The organism is Boseongicola sp., from assembly GCF_057460485.1.
Map to the genome: position 1 here is coordinate 1 of NZ_JBVCWP010000039.1, position 20,731 is coordinate 20,731.

Annotated in this window: 20 protein-coding genes and 1 pseudogene; 14 read left to right on the forward strand and 7 right to left on the reverse strand. The window is 57.0% G+C overall.

Annotated elements, in window-relative coordinates; genetic code table 11:
- The 4 genes from AC221Y_RS07280 to AC221Y_RS07295 form a co-directional block, all read left to right on the forward strand.
- Positions 1-774, forward strand: a 774-nt coding sequence (locus tag AC221Y_RS07280) for a cytochrome c1 (protein WP_486707077.1), incomplete at its 5' end; no start/stop codon positions are given.
- A gap of 146 nt (positions 775-920) precedes the next feature.
- The gene (locus AC221Y_RS07285) at positions 921-1,607 is read left to right on the forward strand and encodes a type 1 glutamine amidotransferase (RefSeq protein ID WP_299758117.1); all 687 of its coding nucleotides are present in this window, start codon (positions 921-923) and stop codon (positions 1,605-1,607) included.
- A complete protein-coding gene (locus AC221Y_RS07290) occupies positions 1,600-2,958 on the forward strand; it encodes a glutamine synthetase family protein (RefSeq protein ID WP_299758114.1) in 1,359 nt (452 codons plus the stop codon). Before AC221Y_RS07285 ends, AC221Y_RS07290 begins: the two co-directional genes overlap by 8 nt.
- A 59-nt stretch (positions 2,959-3,017) precedes the next feature.
- Positions 3,018-4,310 carry an NAD(P)/FAD-dependent oxidoreductase gene (locus AC221Y_RS07295; RefSeq protein WP_299758111.1) on the forward strand — a complete coding sequence of 431 codons (1,293 nt, stop codon included), beginning with the start codon at positions 3,018-3,020 and terminating at the stop codon, positions 4,308-4,310.
- 6 nt (positions 4,311-4,316) lie between these two features.
- On the opposite strand, the gene AC221Y_RS07300 is transcribed toward AC221Y_RS07295, so the two are convergent.
- The 5 genes from AC221Y_RS07300 to AC221Y_RS07320 are packed head-to-tail and all read right to left on the reverse strand — an operon-like array spanning position 4,317 to position 8,954.
- Entirely contained in the window at positions 4,317-5,048 is a 732-nt protein-coding gene (locus tag AC221Y_RS07300; RefSeq protein ID WP_299758108.1) for an SDR family NAD(P)-dependent oxidoreductase, read from the reverse strand.
- Positions 5,045-5,635 (reverse strand): DUF3833 family protein, encoded by a 591-nt coding sequence (locus tag AC221Y_RS07305; protein WP_299758105.1) that lies wholly within the window; start codon positions 5,633-5,635, stop codon positions 5,045-5,047. The genes AC221Y_RS07300 and AC221Y_RS07305 overlap by 4 nt, the downstream gene beginning before the upstream one ends.
- A gap of 3 nt (positions 5,636-5,638) precedes the next feature.
- A complete protein-coding gene (locus AC221Y_RS07310) occupies positions 5,639-6,904 on the reverse strand; it encodes an MFS transporter (protein WP_299758103.1) in 1,266 nt (421 codons plus the stop codon).
- Positions 6,901-7,662: a DUF1365 domain-containing protein gene (locus tag AC221Y_RS07315; RefSeq protein WP_486707078.1), complete on the reverse strand. Its 762-nt coding sequence runs from the start codon at positions 7,660-7,662 to the stop codon at positions 6,901-6,903. The genes AC221Y_RS07310 and AC221Y_RS07315 overlap by 4 nt, the downstream gene beginning before the upstream one ends.
- The gene (locus AC221Y_RS07320; protein ID WP_486707079.1) at positions 7,659-8,954 is read right to left on the reverse strand and encodes an NAD(P)/FAD-dependent oxidoreductase; all 1,296 of its coding nucleotides are present in this window, start codon (positions 8,952-8,954) and stop codon (positions 7,659-7,661) included. Before AC221Y_RS07320 ends, AC221Y_RS07315 begins: the two co-directional genes overlap by 4 nt.
- Before the next feature lie 277 nt (positions 8,955-9,231).
- On the opposite strand from AC221Y_RS07320, the gene AC221Y_RS07325 reads away from it, so the two are divergent.
- Both AC221Y_RS07325 and AC221Y_RS07330 read left to right on the forward strand, forming a co-directional pair.
- Complete coding sequence (locus tag AC221Y_RS07325; RefSeq protein WP_486707085.1) at positions 9,232-9,723, forward strand: sigma-70 family RNA polymerase sigma factor; 492 nt, start codon at positions 9,232-9,234, stop codon at positions 9,721-9,723.
- Positions 9,724-9,731: 8 nt separating this feature from the next.
- Positions 9,732-10,379, forward strand: coding sequence for a ChrR family anti-sigma-E factor (locus tag AC221Y_RS07330; protein ID WP_299758092.1), 648 nt, complete (start codon positions 9,732-9,734; stop codon positions 10,377-10,379).
- Between the two features lie 57 nt (positions 10,380-10,436).
- Here AC221Y_RS07330 and tnpA read toward each other — a convergent pair.
- A pseudogene (tnpA, locus tag AC221Y_RS07335) lies at positions 10,437-10,853 on the reverse strand (IS200/IS605 family transposase).
- Between the two features lie 11 nt (positions 10,854-10,864).
- Here tnpA and AC221Y_RS07340 point away from each other — a divergent pair.
- From AC221Y_RS07340 to AC221Y_RS07370, 7 genes are all read left to right on the forward strand, one after another.
- Positions 10,865-11,068 carry a hypothetical protein gene (locus tag AC221Y_RS07340; protein ID WP_299758090.1) on the forward strand — a complete coding sequence of 68 codons (204 nt, stop codon included), beginning with the start codon at positions 10,865-10,867 and terminating at the stop codon, positions 11,066-11,068.
- Between the two features lie 148 nt (positions 11,069-11,216).
- The gene (locus tag AC221Y_RS07345) at positions 11,217-12,809 is read left to right on the forward strand and encodes an ATP-dependent DNA ligase (RefSeq protein WP_299758088.1); all 1,593 of its coding nucleotides are present in this window, start codon (positions 11,217-11,219) and stop codon (positions 12,807-12,809) included.
- 86 nt (positions 12,810-12,895) lie between these two features.
- Positions 12,896-14,713: a M3 family oligoendopeptidase gene (locus AC221Y_RS07350; protein ID WP_486707080.1), complete on the forward strand. Its 1,818-nt coding sequence runs from the start codon at positions 12,896-12,898 to the stop codon at positions 14,711-14,713.
- 433 nt (positions 14,714-15,146) lie between these two features.
- Positions 15,147-15,980, forward strand: coding sequence for a DUF481 domain-containing protein (locus AC221Y_RS07355; protein WP_486707081.1), 834 nt, complete (start codon positions 15,147-15,149; stop codon positions 15,978-15,980).
- 82 nt (positions 15,981-16,062) lie between these two features.
- Positions 16,063-16,497 carry a hypothetical protein gene (locus tag AC221Y_RS07360; protein WP_486707082.1) on the forward strand — a complete coding sequence of 145 codons (435 nt, stop codon included), beginning with the start codon at positions 16,063-16,065 and terminating at the stop codon, positions 16,495-16,497.
- A 145-nt stretch (positions 16,498-16,642) separates the two neighbouring features.
- The gene (locus AC221Y_RS07365; RefSeq protein ID WP_299756025.1) at positions 16,643-17,191 is read left to right on the forward strand and encodes an MFS transporter; all 549 of its coding nucleotides are present in this window, start codon (positions 16,643-16,645) and stop codon (positions 17,189-17,191) included.
- A gap of 442 nt (positions 17,192-17,633) precedes the next feature.
- Complete coding sequence (locus tag AC221Y_RS07370; protein WP_486707083.1) at positions 17,634-19,262, forward strand: SulP family inorganic anion transporter; 1,629 nt, start codon at positions 17,634-17,636, stop codon at positions 19,260-19,262.
- Here AC221Y_RS07370 and pncA read toward each other — a convergent pair whose 3' ends face one another.
- Complete coding sequence (pncA, locus tag AC221Y_RS07375; RefSeq protein ID WP_299756028.1) at positions 19,263-19,868, reverse strand: bifunctional nicotinamidase/pyrazinamidase; 606 nt, start codon at positions 19,866-19,868, stop codon at positions 19,263-19,265.
- Between the two features lie 97 nt (positions 19,869-19,965).
- On the opposite strand from pncA, the gene trhO reads away from it, so the two are divergent.
- A partial coding sequence (gene trhO, locus AC221Y_RS07380; protein WP_486707084.1) for an oxygen-dependent tRNA uridine(34) hydroxylase TrhO occupies positions 19,966-20,731 on the forward strand: 766 nt, incomplete at its 3' end.

The window sequence follows — 20,731 nt, forward strand, 5'->3', positions numbered from 1 at the left end:
GCAGCACTGGCCATCGCCGCTGGCGGCGGCGCACACGCTGCTGGTGGCGCAGGCCATGTAGAAGACTACGACTTTTCATTTGAAGGACCATTTGGCATCTACGACCAGATGCAACTTCAGCGTGGTCTTCAGGTTTACACTGAAATCTGCTCGGCCTGTCACGGTTTGCAGTATGTACCGTTTCGCACGCTCGGTGATTCCGGTGGTCCTGACCTTCCCGATGATCAGGTCCGGGCTTATGCCGAATTTTACGAGGTTTTCGATGCCGAGATTGACGACTTTCGTGTAGCATTGCCGACCGACCACTTCCCGGAGTCTGGCCTTGAAAACGCACCAGATCTGTCGCTGATGGCAAAGAAGCGTGCGGGATTCCATGGACCATACGGACTTGGCATCAGCCAACTTTTCAGAGGCATGGGCGGTGCAGAATACATCACCTCGCTTCTCGTCGGTTATACCGGGGAAGAAAAAGAAGAGGCCGGCGCTGTTCTTTACGAGAACGAGGCGTTTTCCGGCGGCTATCTCTCGATGGGCCCCCCGCTTTGGGGCGATGACGTCGAGTACGAAGACGGCACCGAAGCGACCATCGAACAGCAGGCTCAAGACGTTTCGGCCTTTCTGATGTGGACGGCAGAACCGAAGATGAACGCCCGCAAAGAAGCGGGATTTATCGCCGTTTTGTTCCTCACGATTCTCAGCGTCCTTTTGTACCTCACGAACAAGCGCATCTGGGCACCGCTCAAAAAGGGAAAAGGCACATCACCTGCCGAATAAGCTCTGGCGAACAATTTTCACGCGCCTCTGGTCTCCGGGGGCGCGTTTTTCTTTTCAATCACCGGCTTAAATAATTTGATCAAATTTCTCTTGCGAGTGATCAAACCCAAAGCTACGGTCCACCCAATTCTTTTTCCTGGTGTTTCATGCTGATCGGCATTCTACAAAGCGGCCACTTCGCGCAACGCGAAGGCGCGCCCTTGCGCGACTACAGCACGCTTTACGCAGAAATGCTCGCGGGTCACGGCTTTCGTTTCAAAACCTGGAGCGTTGTCGACATGGAGTTCCCCGCATCGCCAGAAGACGCCGACGGGTGGCTCATCTCCGGCTCAAAACACGGCGTGTACGACGATCTGCCATTCATCGCCCCACTCGAAGACTTCATCCGCAAAATATATGCCGCTGGCATTCCTCTTGTTGGCATTTGCTTTGGCCACCAAATCATGGCCCAGGCACTTGGGGGACTGGTCGAAAAATTTCGAGACGGCTGGTCGGTCGGAAACGTGGACTACGCCTTTCAAGACGACAGCAATCTCTCCTTGAACGCGTGGCATCAGGATCAAGTCGTGACACCTCCTCCTGACGCCCGCACAATCGCGTCTAATGATTTCTGCAAGCATGCCGTACTGGCCTACAAAGGCCGCGCGATATCCGTACAACCTCACCCCGAATTCCAAAGCTCCGACGTCGAAATGCTTCTGGATCTGCGCGCGCCGGGTATTGTCCCTTCCAACCTCATCGCTGATAGCCGCACGAAACTGGACGCGCCGACCGATAACTCGGAAATGGCATCCCGCATCGCGGCATTTTTTAAAGGAACCGACCATGGCTGACTGGATGGACCAAATCCCCGAACATGCTGCCAAATTTGTCGAAGACCACCGCCTCAACGAGGTCGAATGCATTATATCGGACCTCTCAGGGATCGCGCGCGGCAAAGCCATGCCAGCGTCGAAGTTTGCGACCCAGAAGCAGTTCTACTTGCCAAACTCGATCTTCTTTCAGACCATCACGGGTGGCTGGGGAGAAGCCGCAGGTGAAGAAGGTTTCACTGAACCGGACATGGTCCTGACACCAGATATGTCTACAGCCTCGGCTGCTCCGTGGACCGGCGACTGGACGCTGCAAGTCATCCACGATGCCGCGCTGAAAACTGGTGAACCGGTCCCGTTCGCCCCGCGCAATGTGCTGAAACGCGTGGTCGAACTCTACAACGCGCGCGGCTGGAGCCCGATAGTGGCTCCAGAAATGGAGTTCTACCTTGTTGCCCGCAACACCGACCCCGGCAAAGAAATACTGCCCATGGTTGGCCGTTCCGGTCGTCCCGCAGCGGCCCGTCAGGCCTATTCGATCTCAGCCGTGGACGAATTTGGCCCGGTCATTGATGACATCTATGACTTTGCCGAAGCCCAAGGTCTGGAAATCGACGGTATCACTCAGGAAGGCGGTGCCGGTCAACTTGAAATCAACTTGCGCCACGGCGACCCGGTCAAGCTTGCTGACGAGGTCTTCTTCTTTAAGCGCCTGATCCGAGAAGCCGCCCTGCGCCACGACTGCTTTGCAACCTTTATGGCCAAACCCATCGAAACTGAGCCCGGCTCGGCAATGCACATCCACCACTCGGTTGTCTCAACCGAAACCGGTAAGAACATTTTCTCTGGCGAAAATGACGAAGAAACAGACGCATTCATGCACTTCATCGGAGGCCTGCAACGCTACGTTCCGGCGGCAACACCTCTTTTTGCGCCCTACGTGAACTCATTCCGCCGCTACGTCAAAGACAACGCCGCCCCGATTAACCTCGAATGGGCGCGCGACAACAGAACCACTGCCATACGCGTTCCAGTCTCGGATCCGCAGGCCCGTCGCGTCGAAAACCGCCTGCCGGGTATGGACTGCAACCCCTATCTTGGCATTGCGGCATCACTCGCCTGCGGCTATCTCGGCATGGTTGAAGGCAGCACACCAAAAGACGAATTCAAGGGCGACGCCTACGACGCCGAGGAGGAAATCCCCCGCGGCATCTATGCCGCTTTCGACGGGTTCGCGGCCGCAACGTCTCTCCGGGAGGCCTTGGGTGAGGAGTTCTGCAAGGTCTACGAAATCGTTAAGCTGACCGAGTACGAAGAATTCCTCCAGGTCATCAGCCCATGGGAACGCGAACACCTCCTTTTGAACGTCTAAGAGGCAGACAGCCCAATCGACTACTTATTTTGCCCTCACAGCATTCCGGTCTCACCCGCATGAACCCGCTTTATCGCAACGATAAGCCTGGCACGTATCCCCAAAGCTGGTACGCGGCGACCGCCGACCTTGGCCCGGAACGGCCAAGCCTTGCGGGCGACATCCGCACTGACGTCGTGGTTATTGGGGCAGGATATACCGGCCTTTCGACCGCACTCCACGCCGCGCAAAAAGGTCTCAGTGTTGTGGTGGTCGAGGCCCATCGCGTCGGCTTTGGCGCGTCTGGCAGAAACGGGGGACAAGTCGGAACCGGCTGGAACAAGAACCAGATGTGGCTAGCGAAACGCCTTGGTTCAGACACCGCACGCCAACTTTGGGACCTCACGGTTGAAGCCAAGTCCCTAACCCGCTCGCTCGCCGCCGACCACGCCCCAGAGGCAAATTACCGCGCCGGCGTCTTCCAAGGCGAGTGGTCTCAATCCGGCGCCAAAGACGCGCAGACCTACGGCAACTGGCTTCAGGAGACCTACAACTACGAAACCGAATATCTCGACCGCGATGCCGTCCAGGACGTGTGCAAGACAACGGTTTATCGCGGCGGCCTTCTCGATTGGGACGCGGGGCACATACACCCTCTGCGCTACGTCCTTGGCCTTGCGCGCGGTGCCGAGGCCGCGGGCGCGCGCATCTTCGAGCGCACGGAAGCAATTGGCGTCAAATCAGGCGAGGTCCGTACGAGCCACGGCACTATCCACGCCGATCATGTGGTCCTCGCAGGAAACGGCTACCTCCCCGATCTGAACCCCCAGATCTCATCGCGCGTCATGCCGATCAACTCATTTATCGCGGCGACAGAACCGCTTGGCGATCGCGCCAAAGATGTTCTGACCAAAGACATCGCCGTTGCCGATGACCAGTTCGTGGTCAACTATTTCAGGCTTAGCGAAGACAGCCGCCTGCTATTCGGTGGTCGCGAGAGCTATACTCTTGGCTTCCCGTCCGACATCGTCGGGGCACTCCGCAACCGTATGCTGAAGCTGTTCCCGCAGCTGGACGGCGTTAAAATCGACTACCATTGGGGCGGAACACTTGGCATCACGATGACGCGCCTGCCCATGCTTCGGGAAGTTGCGCCCGGCGTGATCGCAGCGGGGGGGTTTTCCGGCCACGGCGTCGCAATTACTGGCCTCACCGGCAAGATAGTCGCCGAGGCCATCGCAGGTCACGCCGGCCGTTTTGACCTCATGTCTCAGCTCCCAACAAACAGTTTTCCCGGCGGCCGAATTGCACGCACGCCCCTGTTGGCGCTTGGTATGACGTGGTTTTCGCTGCGTGATCGCCTCGGATTTTAAAGCACTCTAGCCGAACAGGCGATAGTACAGCCAGTTCGGTAAGAACTGTGTAAAGCGGATCATCGAGCTGAACACAGTCGGGTAATTTTTGGCAAAGCGATCCGTCCCCATATGGTCCACAAACTCGCGCGCGGCATACTCGGGCTCCATGATAAACGGCATCTTGTATTCGTTCTTGTCGGTCAGACGCGTTTTCACAAAGCCCGGATTTATCAATTGCACCTGAACGCCAGTTTTCCGCAAATCCGCATACATAGTCTCGGCAAGCGACATCAGACCCGCTTTTGACGCCCCATAGCCGACCGCGTTTGGCAGACCCCGAAAACCCGACAAGGACCCGGTAAACACGATATGGCCCGAGTCCCGCTCGACCATTTTCGGCACGACGTGTCCTAAGACGCGAAACGCGCCCGTCAAGTTGACATCCACCATCCGAACTGCGTTCTCGGGTTCCCAAGCAGCCGAGCCAAATGACCAGTAAACCCCCGCAAGCAAAACCAATCCATCAATTTCGCCCGCAGCTTCAGCGGCCCGTGCTACGCTTTCGCCGTCAGCGATATCAACCGGCACCACGGTTGATTTCCCAGACAATTCCTCCGCCAGCGCCTTCAGATCATCCTCGCTGCGCGCACTCAGGATCACTTCGGCACCCATCTGGCTTATCTGGCGCGCGACTTCGCGCCCCAATCCAGCCGACGCCCCCACGATCCAATACCGCTTACCGTTCCAAGTTCTCATGCCACGTCTTCCTGCCCATCCATATTGTTCACTTCAAGCGGGCGCAGTGTAGCCACCAGCTCTCCAACCTTAAATCCAAATTTGCGGAACTGGCTTCGATTGATAATCGTACCATTCCCGACCAGATACATCCAATCCAGGACATCAACCGCATGTCCACCGGCACTTTCGGGCAAGCGGATGGTGTAGTTAAGGCAAACGCCCGATCCCATCTGCTGACCGTTACCAACGCCCACAAGGTCAGCAGCTTCGGCACGAATTTTACCTGTGTCAGACAGCGAGAGACGCCATTCACGGTCCTGCACGACGCCACTGTCATACCGAAAGTGCTCAGTCATCCGGCCCTCATTGCCCTCCCACTCTGCATGAAATTCGGCAACAAAACGCGAGGTCACGCGCCCTGTCGGACCATAGATTACGCCCTCGCAGGCGATCGGCCCATTCAGATGCTTGCGAATGTCGAAATTAGGTGTGGTGTTCGTGTAGTCCTCAGACGACTGCGCAGAGAAGTCGAGAAATCGCGACCGTGCCGCCATGGCTGCGAACATAATTGAAACTCCAAGTACCACGCCAAGAAATATGTCCATGGGTCAGGTCTCCTGCATAGCCGCGCCCGCATAGACGTGTTCGATGGGCGTCCTGGCCAAAAGCGCCATTGCCACAAGCTTCAAAACACAAGGCAACACGGCATACATCAGTGTCAAAGTCGTCAGCGCCTCTTTTGAGGCGGTCGCGGTCGTTCCCGGTTCGAACCCCGAGACCTCAAGCAGCGGCAAAAGCGTGACTGCCGCAAACGCGAGCGTAAACTTCGTAACGAAAGACCAAAGGCCAAAACCTTCGGCCGCCTCAGGCGCAATCTCCGACATCCGGCGCGCAAAGATCGCGGGCAGCAATGTCATATCGGCCCCAAGTGCTGCTCCCGACGCGATGCAGATCCCTGAAAACGCCACCGTGTCCCCAGTCCCAAGAAACGCCGCAAATCCAAAAGACACAACGGCAAGCGCCATCCCGGCAAGCAGTGCCCGCTTGGCGCCGACCAGTCCGGCAATCTTTCCCCAAACCGGGGCAGAAGCCGCTGCAGCAAGGAAAAATAGCAATAGGAGCGGACCTTCCCACCCGACTGCATCTAGGCGGCTCTCGACGAAAAACAAGAATAATGTCGAGGTCACGGCAACCGGAGTGGCGTTCAGAAGGGCGATCAACAACAAGCGTCGCGCAAGTGGATCGCCCAGGATCGGACGAAATCCGACACCCTCGACCACACCCCCTGCACGCCATTCTCCGCGCATGGCAAGCACGGCAAATCCAACAGAAATCGCAAAGATTACGGCAAAGACTGCAAATGGAGCATCGGTCAAAGACACGAGCGCAACCGGCAAAACCGCCGCCATCGAAACGCCAAGCAACGCCCCGGACTCGCGCCAGGTTGCCAGGCGCACATGGCCGTCACCGCCACGCATTGTACCTGCTTTCTGCACGCCCTGCGCATAGAATGTGATCGTGAGATAGCTAAATGCGGAAAACAACAATGCCAGGGTAATCGCAAACCATGCCGCCGGTGCAATCGGCGGTTCAACGGCAAACAATCCAACCATTGCAAGCGCCATCACCGCACCCGCGAAAGCAACTGATCCGCGCCGCCATGCTCCAAGCCGGCGGCTCAGCCAGCCCAGAAGCGGATCCTGCACCACATCAAGCAATCGCAAGCCAAACAAAATTACTCCCAATGCTGCTAGGCTAACCCCATATTCGTCCACGAAGTACTTCGGCGCGTGAATGTATATTGGTAATCCCGCTGCTGCGAGGGTCGCCGCAAAGATCGCATAGGCCGGAAGCCCGTCTGCTCGCGTGCTCATCGCGAGATCTCTTCAGCGGGAGGCTTTGGGCGCGCGCGGAACGACGCCCCTTTCCACCAAAGTTTCAATGCCTGCCAGTGGATCAATCCAAGCACCCGGCGCGAGCCAAAGGGCCGCCGTAGCAACGCGCACGCAAGGGCTGCCGTCGTTAGCGGCGCGCGCGCGCCGGTCAAAGTGGCCAATAAACCGCCGTTCCCAGCGGTATAATCAATCCAGATTCCAATCTTGTCGGGCCGGATATCAAACCGAAATGTGTATCCACCCTCAACCGGCTGGAATGGCGACACATGCAAGCACTTCTCCGACTGAAGCGTGTCCTCACGCCCGATTTCGCGCCAATCATCATGATGGCAAAGATAGGAATGCCTGTCGCCGAAGGTATTCGTGACCTCAGCGATCACTGTCTTGAGGGAACTGTTCTCGTCGTAAATAAGCCAGAAGCTCACAGGGTTGAAAACGTGCCCCAAGACGCGTGGCTGTGCCATTAACTCAATGCGCCCGATCGCAAACGGAGCGCGCGCCTCGGCCAAAACCTCACGCACCCAAAGCGAACCTCGCCCAGCTTTCGGCTGCCCACCGTGATCCAAATCATGCAATGACACCAGTCCGGGCCGATTGCGCGAGAACAAGAACGGCGCGCGCACCGACGCCTCGGCATCCAGCAGAACGTAGTCCACACGATACCGGAACGCGTTGTCCACTGCGCCCTTACGACCATGAAAGGTTTGTCCGTTGATATATTCGACGGCGCTGGTCACTCGGCGGCCACGGCAGTTTGTCCAAGTGCCGCCAAAGCCTCGACGACATCGACCGCACTCGCCAAGCCATCCTCGTGAAAACCATTCTTCATCCACGCCCCACAGAACCACGTCCGGTTTTGTCCGTTCATTGCGCGGATTGTACTTTGGGCGTCAAACGCCGCCAAATCATAAACGGGGTGCCGAAAAGTAGCTTCATCATAGATTAGCTCCTCGCGGATTGGCGCCGTTCTGTTCAGTGTTACAAACATCGGGTCATCCTGCGGGATTGGTTGCAACGAATTCATCCAATAGCTCAGATCAATCGGGTCATCCGGCGACTTGCCCGTGTCCACATAAGACCATGACGACCAAACCTTCTTGCGCGCCGGCATAACGGATGGATCGCAATGCAAAACAGCCTTGTTCGACTGATACCGGATCGCACCGAGAGTTGATCGCTCGGCCTGCGTCGGGTCCGCCAAAAGGGCCAGCGTGTCGTCGGAATGCGTGGCAAACACCACCTCGTCGAAAGACTCCCACTCGGCGCCTTCTGTCCGCACTTCCACGCCAAACTCCGAGCGCCGCACGCTCTTGACGGATGCCGCCAGCCGAACGTCTACGCCGCGCGACTCCAAGGCGCGACCAAGCCGCGTGACATATTCAATGGAACCGCCTTGAACCGTATGCCATTTGGGGTCGCCATAATAGCCTAACAGCCCGTGATTCTTGAAAAATTCGATCATTGCACGCGCCGGGAAATCCAGAATATGCGCCGTGGGCGTGGACCAGATCGCACCCGAAAACGGCGTCAGATAATAGTCCTTAAACCAAGACCCCAAGCCCAATTTAGCGATCAGCGCTCCGATTGTCATATCAGGCGTGGCAACCTCATCGGCTTTCGCATTGAAACACAAAATATCCCGGATCATGCGCAGAAACTGAGGCCGCAGAACATTTGAGCGTTGAGCAAAAATCGTATCTGCGCTGGCCAACCCATACTCCAAGGCACCCCCACGCGTGGAAACGCCAAAACTCATGGCACTCGGCGCCGTCGGGACATCAAGATCGTCGAACAGCTTTGTCAGATGCGGATAATTGCGGTGATTGAAGACAATGAACCCGGTATCAACCGGCTGATCTCCGTTTTTACCCGCGAACACAGTGCGCGCATGACCTCCCAGGCACGGCGCTGATTCAAGGAGCACTACATGATGAGACTCGGCCAAATGGTACGCCGCTCCCATCCCGGAAATGCCGCCACCAATCACAACTATACGCTTCACAGCCGCGCTGCGCTCTTCGAATGGCATTCCTTGTCTCCCGTCCTCAATACACTACTCTTTACGCAACAAACCGGCTCTCAGATTAAACTTTCGCTGTGCTAAGCTTTTTTGATCCAGTTGGTGACGACACCCGTAAACGAAGTAGATGCAAAACGTCACCGCTTTCAGAGTATTTGATGCAATTCATCCACCGCCGCCCTATAACGTTGGCGTCGAAAGGACGGCATCTAAAGGGCGGCGTCGTACGAATATGAAGGTTACCGAACAAGATCACGATTGGCCTGCGCTTGTCCGGCGGATCCATATGGATCAGGACAGGGAGTCGTTTGCCAAGATATTTGCGCACTTTGCCCCACGGGTTAAGTCGTTTTTGATGAAAGGTGGCTCGGGCGAATCTCTGGCGGAGGACTGTACGCAAGAAGTGATGGCCACGCTTTGGCAGAAGGCTCATTTGTTCGATCCAAGCCGCGCCAGTGTCGCAACTTGGATTTTTACGATCGCGCGAAACAAAAAGATAGACGCGCTCCGAAAGCAAAGGCGGCCTGAACCTGAAGATTTGCCTTGGGGTCCTGAAGCGGAACCCAATCAGGCTGATGTGCTCGTACTGCAACAGGAAACCGAAAAACTGGCGAAAGCTGTCGCTGAATTACCCGACAAACAGAGACTTTTGATCGAGCAGGCCTACTTCGGCGATTTAAGCCACAGCGAGATTGCAGACCAAACAGGCCTACCACTTGGAACGATAAAATCGAGAATAAGATTGGCGATGGAACGACTGCGCCACACGATGAAATGAGAAGCGATATGAAACAAATCAAACACCACCTCAACGATGGCCTTCTGATGGGCTATGCGTCAGGCAATCTGCCCGAGGCGTTTAGCCTTGTGGTCGCAACGCATATTTCGCTCTGCGACGAGTGTCGGGCGCGGCTTGAAAGTTTTGACGCTATTGGTGGCGTCCTGATTGACGAGGACGCGGCCGTTGAGATGACCGCCACTGCTCTTGAAGCGACCTTCGAGCGTATCGCAGAAATCCCTGCTGTTCCAAAAACCGTGGCCCCACCGAAGGCTGCAGTTCTTCCGAAACCTCTCCAAGACTACGTCGGAGGCGATCTTGATAAGGTCTCCTGGCGTAATCTGGGCGGGGGCGTGAAGCAGGTCGTTCTGAAAACCTCGAGCCAAGCAACTGTCCGCCTGCTCAAGATTCCAGCTGGCGCCGCTATGCCCGACCACGGTCATAATGGCACGGAACTGACTCTGGTTTTAAAGGGTGCTTTCCGCGATGACGACGGTCGGTTCGGTCGCGGCGACATCGAAATTGCGGACGAGGACCTGCATCATACGCCGATTGCAGAGGATGGCGAAGATTGCATTTGCCTGGCAGCAACAGATGCGCCCCTGCGCTTCCGTCGTCTGATCGCGCGCATCGCGCAGCCGTTCATGGGAATTTGATCGATGATTTGGGGAGACGTCTCGTGACGTCGAGCTCAATTTTTCCTGACTGAACGGCTACCGACTGGCGTCGGTAGGGTCAGAAATGTAATTTCTGAGGTACTGCAGTCCGATGTCTTCGGCGATGGCACCGTTGCTGGTTGAAAAGTACCCCCTGCCCCAAAAGTGGCAGCCCCAGGAGCGTTTCTTTAATTGCGGAAATTCCCACTGCACCTTGTGCGACCAGCGCCCTTTCATCAGCCGCATAAGGTCGCTCACCGCCAGTTTCGGTGGCACCGACACGAACATATGCACATGGTCGCTCGACAGGACGCCGCGGAGAATATCGACGTCGTTTTCGTTGCAGACCTGCCGGATGATGTCACGCACCCGCAGCCAGATATCGCCAGGCAGCACTTTGTAACGCGACTTCGTCGATCACACCAAATGATACCGAGGATAAAAGACGCAATGCTTGCCAGCGGCATATTGCATGATTTTATCCTGTGAATATCCAAGGCGCCAAAGCCACGGTCTCCCCGCTTGGTGATCTGGCGAACAGGCTAACCGTCCGCATCCGTGCGCGACGCGAACGCCGCAGGCTGACCGCCTTGTTGGAGCTGGGCGACCATATCCTGTGCGATATCGGCCTCACAGAAGGCGACGTGACCCGAAAGCTTTCGCGGCCCCTGTGTGAACGCCCAGGGTGAGTTGCACAGGATCGCCCATCTGACTGGCATCACTCGCATGTGACCCCCGGCGCGCGCGTGCTATACTCCCTTTCATGGTTCACGCGCCCCGACACATGCCCTGCTTCGCCCCCTATTCCACGGGCGGGGGGCTTTGGTTTGCCCGATCATGAAACGATTTGCTTCTCTGTTTTCTGCCCTTGATCAGACCACGCGCACGACCGAGAAAGTGTCCGCGCTGGCAGACTACCTTGCGGGTGCGTCAGACACGGATCGGCTTTGGACAATCGCTCTGATGTCTGGTCGCCGCCCCAAACGCACCGTCACAGCCAACCGCCTGCGGGAATGGGCCGCCGAACAGGCCGGCATTCCGCTTTGGTTGTTTGAGGAAAGCTATCCGATCGTCGGCGATCTAGCCGAGACCATCGCATTGGTCCTGCCCGCCCCAAAGGGATCATCTTACCGAACCCTCACAGAATGGGTCAACGAGATCCGCAGCCTTGCCGCGCTTGAGGAAGACGGACGCAAAACCCACATCCTCAACGCCTGGGATCAGCTCGACACGCCCGAGCGCTTCATCTTCAACAAAATCATAACGGGTGGCTTTCGGATAGGGGTGAGCCAAAAGCTGATGACCCGAGCCCTTTCACAGGCAACGGGCATCGAAGAACCCGAGCTTGCCCACCGTCTGATGGGAAAATGGACGCCCGACGACACGACATTCAACGATCTGATCTTGGCCCCAAACCCGGAGGCCGATCTGTCCAAACCTTATCCGTTCTACCTTGCCTACCCACTCGATACAGCGCCGGACGACCTTGGCGACCCGGCTGCATGGTCGGCCGAACACAAATGGGACGGTATCCGGGGACAGTTGGTCCTACGCGGCGGAGCCCACCACCTTTGGTCACGGGGGGAAGAACTGATGACCGATCGTTTCCCGGAATTCGCGATGCTCGCCGACTTCCTACCGCCAGGGACGGTCATTGACGGCGAGGTCCTCGCTTGGAAAGACGACAGACCAATGCCCTTCGCCGCCCTTCAAAAGCGCATCGGGCGCAAGACCGTGCCAGCAAAACTCCTTAAGGATGCGCCCGTTATCCTGCGCGCGTACGATCTTCTTGAACACGAAGGCAATGACATCCGCGCACTGCCGTTCACCCACCGCCGGGCGCATCTCGACGCGCTGGTCGCGAAGGCCCCGCCCGAAGCCCCTCTGCGCCTCTCACCGCTGCTCGAATTCATAACTTGGGGCGACCTCGCGGCCGACCGCGCCCGTTCCCGCGAGATCGCCGCCGAAGGCGTCATGCTCAAACGCAAAGACAGCCCGTACCGGGATGGACGCCGCAAAGGCGATTGGTGGAAATGGAAAGTAGACCCGCTCGTGATCGACGCAGTGATGATCTACGCTCAAGCGGGCCATGGTCGCCGCGCCAACCTGTTCACTGACTTCACCTTCGCGGTCTGGGATGGCGCCACCCTTGTGCCATTTGCAAAAGCCTACTCCGGTCTGACCGATGCCGAATTTCGCGAGATTTCGGCTTGGGTGCGTAAAAACACAGTCGACCGTTTCGGGCCGGTTCGATCAGTGAAAGCCGAGCATGTCTTTGAGATCGCCTTCGAGGGTATCGCCAAAAGCCCGCGTCACAAATCTGGTGTTGCTCTGCGCTTCCCGCGTATGGCGCGCTGGCGCAAAGACAAACCAGCGACTGAGGCCAATACACTCGCCGATCTGAAGACGATGTTGGACGCCTATGTGTGATTACATTCTTTAAAGGCAGATTTCGCCTTCCGATCCGACGCTTCAGCCCCTATCTGAGATCAAAGCCTTATTGAACGGAGCCATCCATGCAATTCACGCCTCGCCCCGCTTTCGACGTCAACGCCACCGGCGCCCGAAATCTCGGGGATCTCCCCGAGTGGGACCTCTCCGATCTTTACGAAAGTCCTGATGCGACGGAGCTGAAGCGCGACCTCGACTGGCTGGAAGAGGCTTGCGCCTCATTTGCGTCGGACTTTGACGGCAAGCTCGCAACTCTCGACGCACCCGGTATGCTTGACTGTGTCCTTCGCTACGAGAAGATCGACATGATTGCAGGGCGCATCATGTCCTTCATCGGCCTGCGTTATTATCAGATCACCACCGATGCTAACCGCGCCAAGGCTTTGTCCGACGCCCAAGACAAAATCACCGCCTATACAACGCCGCTTGTGTTCTTCTCCCTCGAGATCAACCGCATCGACGACACTGCCCTCGACGCCTTGTTCGGCGAAAACGCCGATCTTGCGCGCTTCAAGCCAATTTTTGACCGCATGCGCACCATGCGCCCGTACCAACTGTCCGACGAACTCGAGAAATTTCTCCATGACCAGTCCTCCGTCGGTGCTTCCGCGTGGAATCGCCTTTTTGACGAAACCATCGCGGGCCTCGAATTCCACATCGGCGACGAGACCCGCGGTCTTGAGGCAACCCTCAACGACCTCACTGATCAAAACCGCGACACCCGCGAAACGGCCTCACGCGAAGTTGCCCGTGTGTTTGGCGACAACGTCAAGCTCTTCGCCCGCGTCCACAATACGCTCGCCAAAGAGAAGGAAATCGAGGACCGCTGGCGTGGCATGCCCACTCCACAAACCGGTCGCCACCTGTCGAACCACGTCGAACCTGAAGTGGTGCAGGCGCTGCGCGACGCCGTCGTCGAAGCCTACCCAAAGCTGTCGCACCGTTACTACGAACTCAAACGCAAGTGGCTCGGCCTTGATCGTATGCAGGTCTGGGACCGCAACGCTCCACTTCCGATGGAAAGTGAACGCCTTGTCGGCTGGGACGAAGCCCGCGAAATGGTGCTCAGCGCCTACGGTGAATTCGATCCTGAAATGGCAAAACTCGCCGAGCCATTCTTCGACAAGGGCTGGATCGATGCCGCCGTTAAGCCCGGCAAAGCCCCCGGTGCCTTCGCTCACCCCACGGTTTCGGACGTCCACCCCTATGTCATGCTGAACTACCTCGGCAAACCGCGCGACGTGATGACCTTGGCCCACGAACTTGGCCACGGCGTCCACCAACGGCTCGCCGCAGGCCAGGGCGAACTCCTGTCCTCAACCCCTCTCACATTGGCTGAAACCGCATCCGTCTTCGGCGAAATGCTCACCTTCCGTCGTCTCCTCAAAAACGCGCCAAGTGCTGCCGAGCGCAAAATCATGCTCGCTGGCAAGGTCGAGGACATGATCAACACTGTCGTGCGCCAGATCGCGTTCTACGACTTCGAATGCAAACTCCATGACGCCCGCCGCACCGGCGAACTTACCCCCGACGACATCAACGCTCTCTGGATGTCGGTTCAGGGCGAAAGTCTCGGCCCCGCATTCGATTTCATGGACGGCTACGAGACCTTCTGGGCCTATATCCCGCACTTTGTCCACTCGCCATTCTACGTCTACGCCTACGCCTTCGGAGACGGCCTCGTGAACGCGCTTTATGCAGTCTACGAAGAAGGCAACGACGACTTCCAGGCCAAGTACTTCGACATGTTGAAAGCGGGCGGGTCCAAACACCACAAAGAGCTCCTCGCCCCGTTCGGACTGGACGCGTCGGATCCGGCATTTTGGAATAAAGGCCTGTCGATGATCTCCGGCTTCATCGACGAATTGGAAGCCATGGAGTGAAAAGAATAACAAAGACAATGGTATAGGAAAATACGCTGCCGCGCCTTGAAAAACAAACGCGGCAGCGAATACTGAACTCACCGAATATACTTTAATTTAATGTATGAATTCAATACCTTATAAAAACTTCCTGTCGAATCACCCCATACGAGAACGCGTGAAGCTTTCTGCCCAGGCACACTGCGCGCTCCCTGCGATGCCGAGTAAATTTCAAGTGGTCACAAAAAATAATTGCTGCGCCGCAGTATGCGTAAACCCGCGCCTTCGGTTTGTTCATTTTTTCCAGTAAATGAAGGGAGAAACCGTGTCACACTTACACATTTTTGACCGCAATATGACCTCACCATACGATATCGCTCACTTTGCGCCTGCAGCATCTCTATAAACGGGTCTGTGCTGAATGACGGCACTATTTTTCCCAAGGATAAATCGAATGAATTCCTCCTCCCGTCTCGCCCTTGGCGTTGCTGCGGTCCTTACTGCCTTCGTGGCGACGAGCGCAGTCGGACAGGATTTCGCCGGTACAAACATTGCGGAAGACCTGAACGAAGACCTGCTCGATGACATCGAAGATGATGCCGAGCGTGACCTTGACGCTTTTGGCAACGAAGGCCGTCCACAAGGCTATAGCGGCTCCGTCGCTCTGCGCGGTATCGCGAACTCTGGTAACACCGACAGTGTCGATCTTGGTATCGGGTCGGACCTGAACTACGTTTGGGGTCCCAACGGCATCGAGCTTCAGCTGAGCTATACCTACGGCGAAAACAACGGCACCAAAGACGAAGAAAGCCTGTTCTACGGCCTCGAGTACACCCGTGATTTCACCGCGAACACCTTTGGTTTCGCGAAATTGCAAGGCTCGGTCGATCAGTTCTCGTCGTTTGAGTCCGACGGCTTCGTCAGCTTCGGTGCAGGTTACCGCATCTACAACACGCCTGACATTCAGTGGTCAGTTCAAGCCGGTCCCGGTTACCGCTTCGCCAAACTCAGCGACGTCGCTTCGGCCGACGTTAGCGAAGGCGCGGTTGGTTTTGCCTCTGACTATGCACACAAGCTGAACGACACCGTGTTCGTGACCAACGACACGGACGTGATCACTTCGAGCAGCGACACCGTGGTCTTCAACGATCTGGCGCTGAACGTTTCCATGACTGATGCGATGGCGCTCCGTACGAGCATTCTGACCGAATACCACACCGATCCCGAGGCTGGTTTTAAAAGCACGGACAATACATTCGGTGTGTCGCTGGTCTACTCGTTTAACTAAGACCACACGTTCCCTCGTAAAGGCGGATCAGCAAACTCAGGGCGGCAGAGCAATCTGCCGCCCATTTCATTTGGCGCATCCAATGAGTTTCCATCGGCAGTGCCGCCTTTTGGCTTTCGATACAACTTGTGCGTACAAACCGGTCTTACGAACTTCTCTTTTCCGCAACCGCCATCTCAAATCTGGGCGATGGCTCGCCGCACTCATCACCCGTGACCCTGACCTGATCGCGCTCGTTGCCCATTCGACGAAACTACACTGGTTCCTCTTATCCAATCTCGTCGCAGTATTGCTCGATCGCCGCCATCTCATGGTGCAAGCCGATATCTTCCGTTTCCTCCTCACCATGGGCGTCATCGACCCGGTTCTCACATCCCCCGAGTTTCCACCGCCGAGTGATCCGTTCCTGCCGGTTCTGGCACTGCCCGGCCGCGCGCTGCTCCTTGGTTCCGCACAAGTGCTGCGTGTCAACGCCGTGCAAACGGTGTTGCCCTCACGCTGGCGAAGGCAATCTTGAGGTCGCAAACCGCCAAATGTGAGCATTGAGCACATAATGGGCTCCCTCGTTGACCCATCGCTGGCTGGCTTTCTCTTTACCAGCGCCGCTTTAATTGGATGCGGTAACCTTCGCTCTGGCGGCATGGCTCGCTTGGTAAATCTCGATGCCCCACCGCAAGTCAGCACTCCGTTGCAAGGTCTCGCCCGAAATTGTCGAAGGCTGGACGTGGATGCGCGCGCACCCTGCGATCCTGCGTCTCGCTGTCATGCTTGGTCTCATCCACGCGGCCTCGACGATGCCGATGACCATCCTGGTGCCTTGTTCGCAGGACATACTCGAGCTGAGTGCGATCGGTTATGGCACCCTCCTGAGGGCGGGTGCTGCCGGTGGTGTGATTGGCAGCCTTCTGGGTCCAGGGTTTGTCGCACGGATCGGCGCACAAAGCAGCGTCTTCCTTGCCCCTGCAATGATGGCCGTCCCTTTCGGGATCATAGCGCTGACGTCAAACCCATATGTTATGGGGTTCGCACTCTTGAGCGAGATGATCACAGCTCAGCTTTGGAACGTTGTTACCGTATCGTATTGCCAACGTCTCAGTCCGGACGATTTGCTTAGCCGGGTGGATTTTCTCTATCGTTTCTTCGGTTGGGTCCTGATGGCAGTTGCGGCGCTTGCAGGGGTTGGATCGTCTCGATTGTCACATGCTCTTTGAGAGCAGAAATGGCGATGCGCATGCCCTATTTCATCGTGGCAGCGGCATCAGTCGGTCTCTTTCTCTACGGCCTCTCCCGCCTGCGCTTTTAGGGCCGAGCGCCACCCGGCTCCTCCCTAACGACGCGCTATTTTTCGATGCCGCTCGCACCGAGACGCACCGACGCGATGCCAAGATCGGCTTTCATCCCGTTTCCTCTGCAAATCATGGCATTTTCGATTTGGGCTATTAGAAACAACACCCAACACACGCCCGTTGCGGCAAGGCCTCGTTAACCATTCCAATTTCACCCCTTTATAAATACTTCAGCGCGCAACCCGGACGGGCTGCGCCGCCGCGCCCCATTTACCACACCGCAACGTTGGTATGCCAAGATAGACCGTGCAATTCAGGCTCAGTATGTTACGTCCCGACCAAATTTGATAAAACTCCAGGACATGTTTTGACCAAACTGACAATGGCCGCTCTGGCCCGCCGCTCGATCTTTTCCGACTTGCCCGGCTACGTCCGCAAAGCCGATACCGGCCACCTGCCGACGGAACTCCTTGCGGGCCTAACCGTTGCGCTCGCGCTCGTTCCCGAAGCTGTCGCTTTCGCCTTCGTGGCAGGCGTCCATCCCCTCGTCGGACTCTACGCGGCCTTCATCGTTGGTCTGATCACAGCCGTCTTCGGCGGTCGCCCCGGCATGATCTCGGGCGCAACCGGTGCGCTTGCGGTCGTCATGGTGTCCCTCGTCGCAACCCATGGGGTGGAATACCTTTTTGCAACCGTTGTCCTTATGGGCGCGATCCAGATTGCGGTCGGTGTGCTCAAATGGGGCAAGTTCATCCGCCTCGTCCCGCACCCCGTCATGCTCGGCTTTGTGAACGGCCTCGCCATTGTGATCTTCCTGGCACAGCTCACACAGTTTCAGGTCCCAGGCACAGCCGAAGCCTCCGGTCACGGTATCGGCGGTGGTGAATGGATGACAGGCTGGCCGCTTTCTCTGATGCTCATGCTTGTTGTTGCAACGATGGGCATCATCTGGGTCATGCCCAAGATTACCAACGCCATCCCTGCCCCGCTGGCAGGCATCGGAATCGTCGCTTTGGTCGTCATCGTCTTCGGCTTCGATGTGCCGCGCGTCGGCGATCTCGCCTCCATCAAAGGCGGTCTGCCCCAGTTCCACGTGCCAGTCGTGCCGCTGACCTTCGAGACCTTCGAAATCATCCTGCCTTATGCGCTGATCCTATCGGCCATCGGCCTGATTGAAAGCCTCCTGACGCTGAACCTCGTCGGCGAAATTACTGGCAAGCGCGGCGGAGCCAGCCGCGAGTGCATCGCCCAAGGAGCAGCCAACACCATCACCGGTTTCTTCGGAGGCATGGGCGGCTGCGCCATGATCGGTCAGTCGATGATCAACGTGAAATCAGGCGGTCGCACCCGCGTCTCCGGCATATCAGCAGCATTGTTTTTGCTAATGTTTATCGTCGTCGCAGCACCCCTTATTGAACAAATACCACTGGCCGCGCTTGTCGGCGTCATGTTCATGGTCGTGATCGGTACCTTCGCGTGGAACTCATTCAACATCATGCGCCGCGTCCCGCTTTCGGACTCGGCCGTTATCGTCTTGGTGACCCTTGTCACCGTGATGTATGACCTCGCCACGGCAGTGGTTGTGGGCGTGATCGTCTCGGCCCTCACTTACGCGTGGAATAACGCAACCCGTATCCACGCCAAACGCTACGACACGCCAGAAGGCGCACGGGTCTACCAAATCCAGGGCCCGCTCTTTTTCGGCTCCTCCGAAGGCTTTGCCGAACTGTTTGAGCCAAAGGACGACCCTGCTGTCGTCATCGTGGATTTTGCCGACAGCCGCGTCGTTGATCAATCGGCGTTGACAGCCATCGAAGCCGTCGCGGAGAAGTACGAAGCTGCAGGAAAGTCTCTGCAACTTCGCCATCTCAGCCACGACTGCCATCAGCTGCTATCAAAGGCCGGTCAACTCATCGTCGACAGCGACGATGACCCCGACTACGAGATTGCAACTGACTATTCGATCCGCACTGGTATCCTTGCTGGCGGCCACTGATCAGGCAAACCGAACCCCTGCCGCGGCCATTCCGTCCTTGGCCGCGGACAGCGATCCGTCCAGATCAATCGCGCGGCACAGGCTTTCAACAACGGTAACCTGAAACCCAAGCCTGGCCGCATCTACCGCAGAGAAATTCACGCAATAGTCCGTCGCAAGGCCAACCAAAATGACAGACTCAATGCCTCGCGTTCGAAGATAGCCCGCGAGCCCTGTCGGAGTTGTATGGTCATTCTCAAAGAACGCTGAATAGCTATCAATCTCGCGCCGAAATCCCTTCCGGATGATGACATCCGCTCCACGGGTGTCCAGTTGGGAATGAAATCCGGCACCCTCTGATCCGATAATGCAATGATCTGGCCAAAGAACCTGCGGCCCGTACGCCATCTCTGTCATGGAATAAGGTGCTGCGCCTTCATGCTGTGACGCAAAGCTCGAGTGATCTTCCGGGTGCCAGTCCTGCGTGAAAACCCGTACAGCAAACTGGGGAACCATCGCGTTGATCGGAGCAACAATCTCATTGCCTCCCGCGACGGCCAACGCGCCTCCCGGGCAAAAATCGCTTTGAACATCGATAACCAGAATAGCTTCGGTGACAGGGCGCATGCAGATCTCCTTGATTTACCCTTGCCTAGAAATCATCGTGCGCTGCGTCAACTGTCACCCTTGAGCCCGGCGGTCATTTGGGCTAGCGGATACGCCCATGTTTATCGTTGCCGCTCTCTACAAGTTCACCTCATTTGATGGCCCGGAGCTCCTCAAAGGCCCTCTGGCAAAAGTCTGCTGCGCGAATGGCGTGCGAGGAACGCTGCTTCTTGCCGAAGAAGGAATAAATGGCACGATCGCGGGAAGCCGAGACGGGATCGACGCCGCGCTACGACATATCAAGTCCCTTCCCGGTTGCGGCGACATAGCGTGGAAAGAAAGCACCGCAGAAGCGATGCCTTTCCCCCGCATGAAGGTCAGGCTAAAGCGCGAAATCGTTACCATGGGTCAACCAAATATCGACCCAACGGCAAGCGTCGGGACCTACATCGCGCCCGAGGATTGGAACACCCTTATCTCTTCCCAAGACGTTGCCGTCATTGACACGCGCAACGACTACGAAGTGGCCATAGGCACTTTTGAGGGGGCCGAGGACCCTGTCACAAAATCCTTCGGCGAATTCCCCGCGTGGTGGGCCGCGAACGCGCCGCGCTTCGAGGGCAAAAAGATCGCGATGTTTTGCACAGGCGGAATTCGCTGCGAAAAAGCGACAAACTATCTCCTCGGCCAGGGCGTGGACGAAGTGTTCCACCTCAAGGGCGGCATCCTGAAATACCTAGAGGAGGTGCCAAAGACCCAAAGCCGGTGGAACGGCGAGTGCTTCGTCTTCGATGGCCGCGTTTCCGTAGGCCACGGTCTCGAAAAAGGCAGTTTTGACCTCTGCCATGCCTGCCGCCGCCCGATAAGTGAAGATGACAAAACGC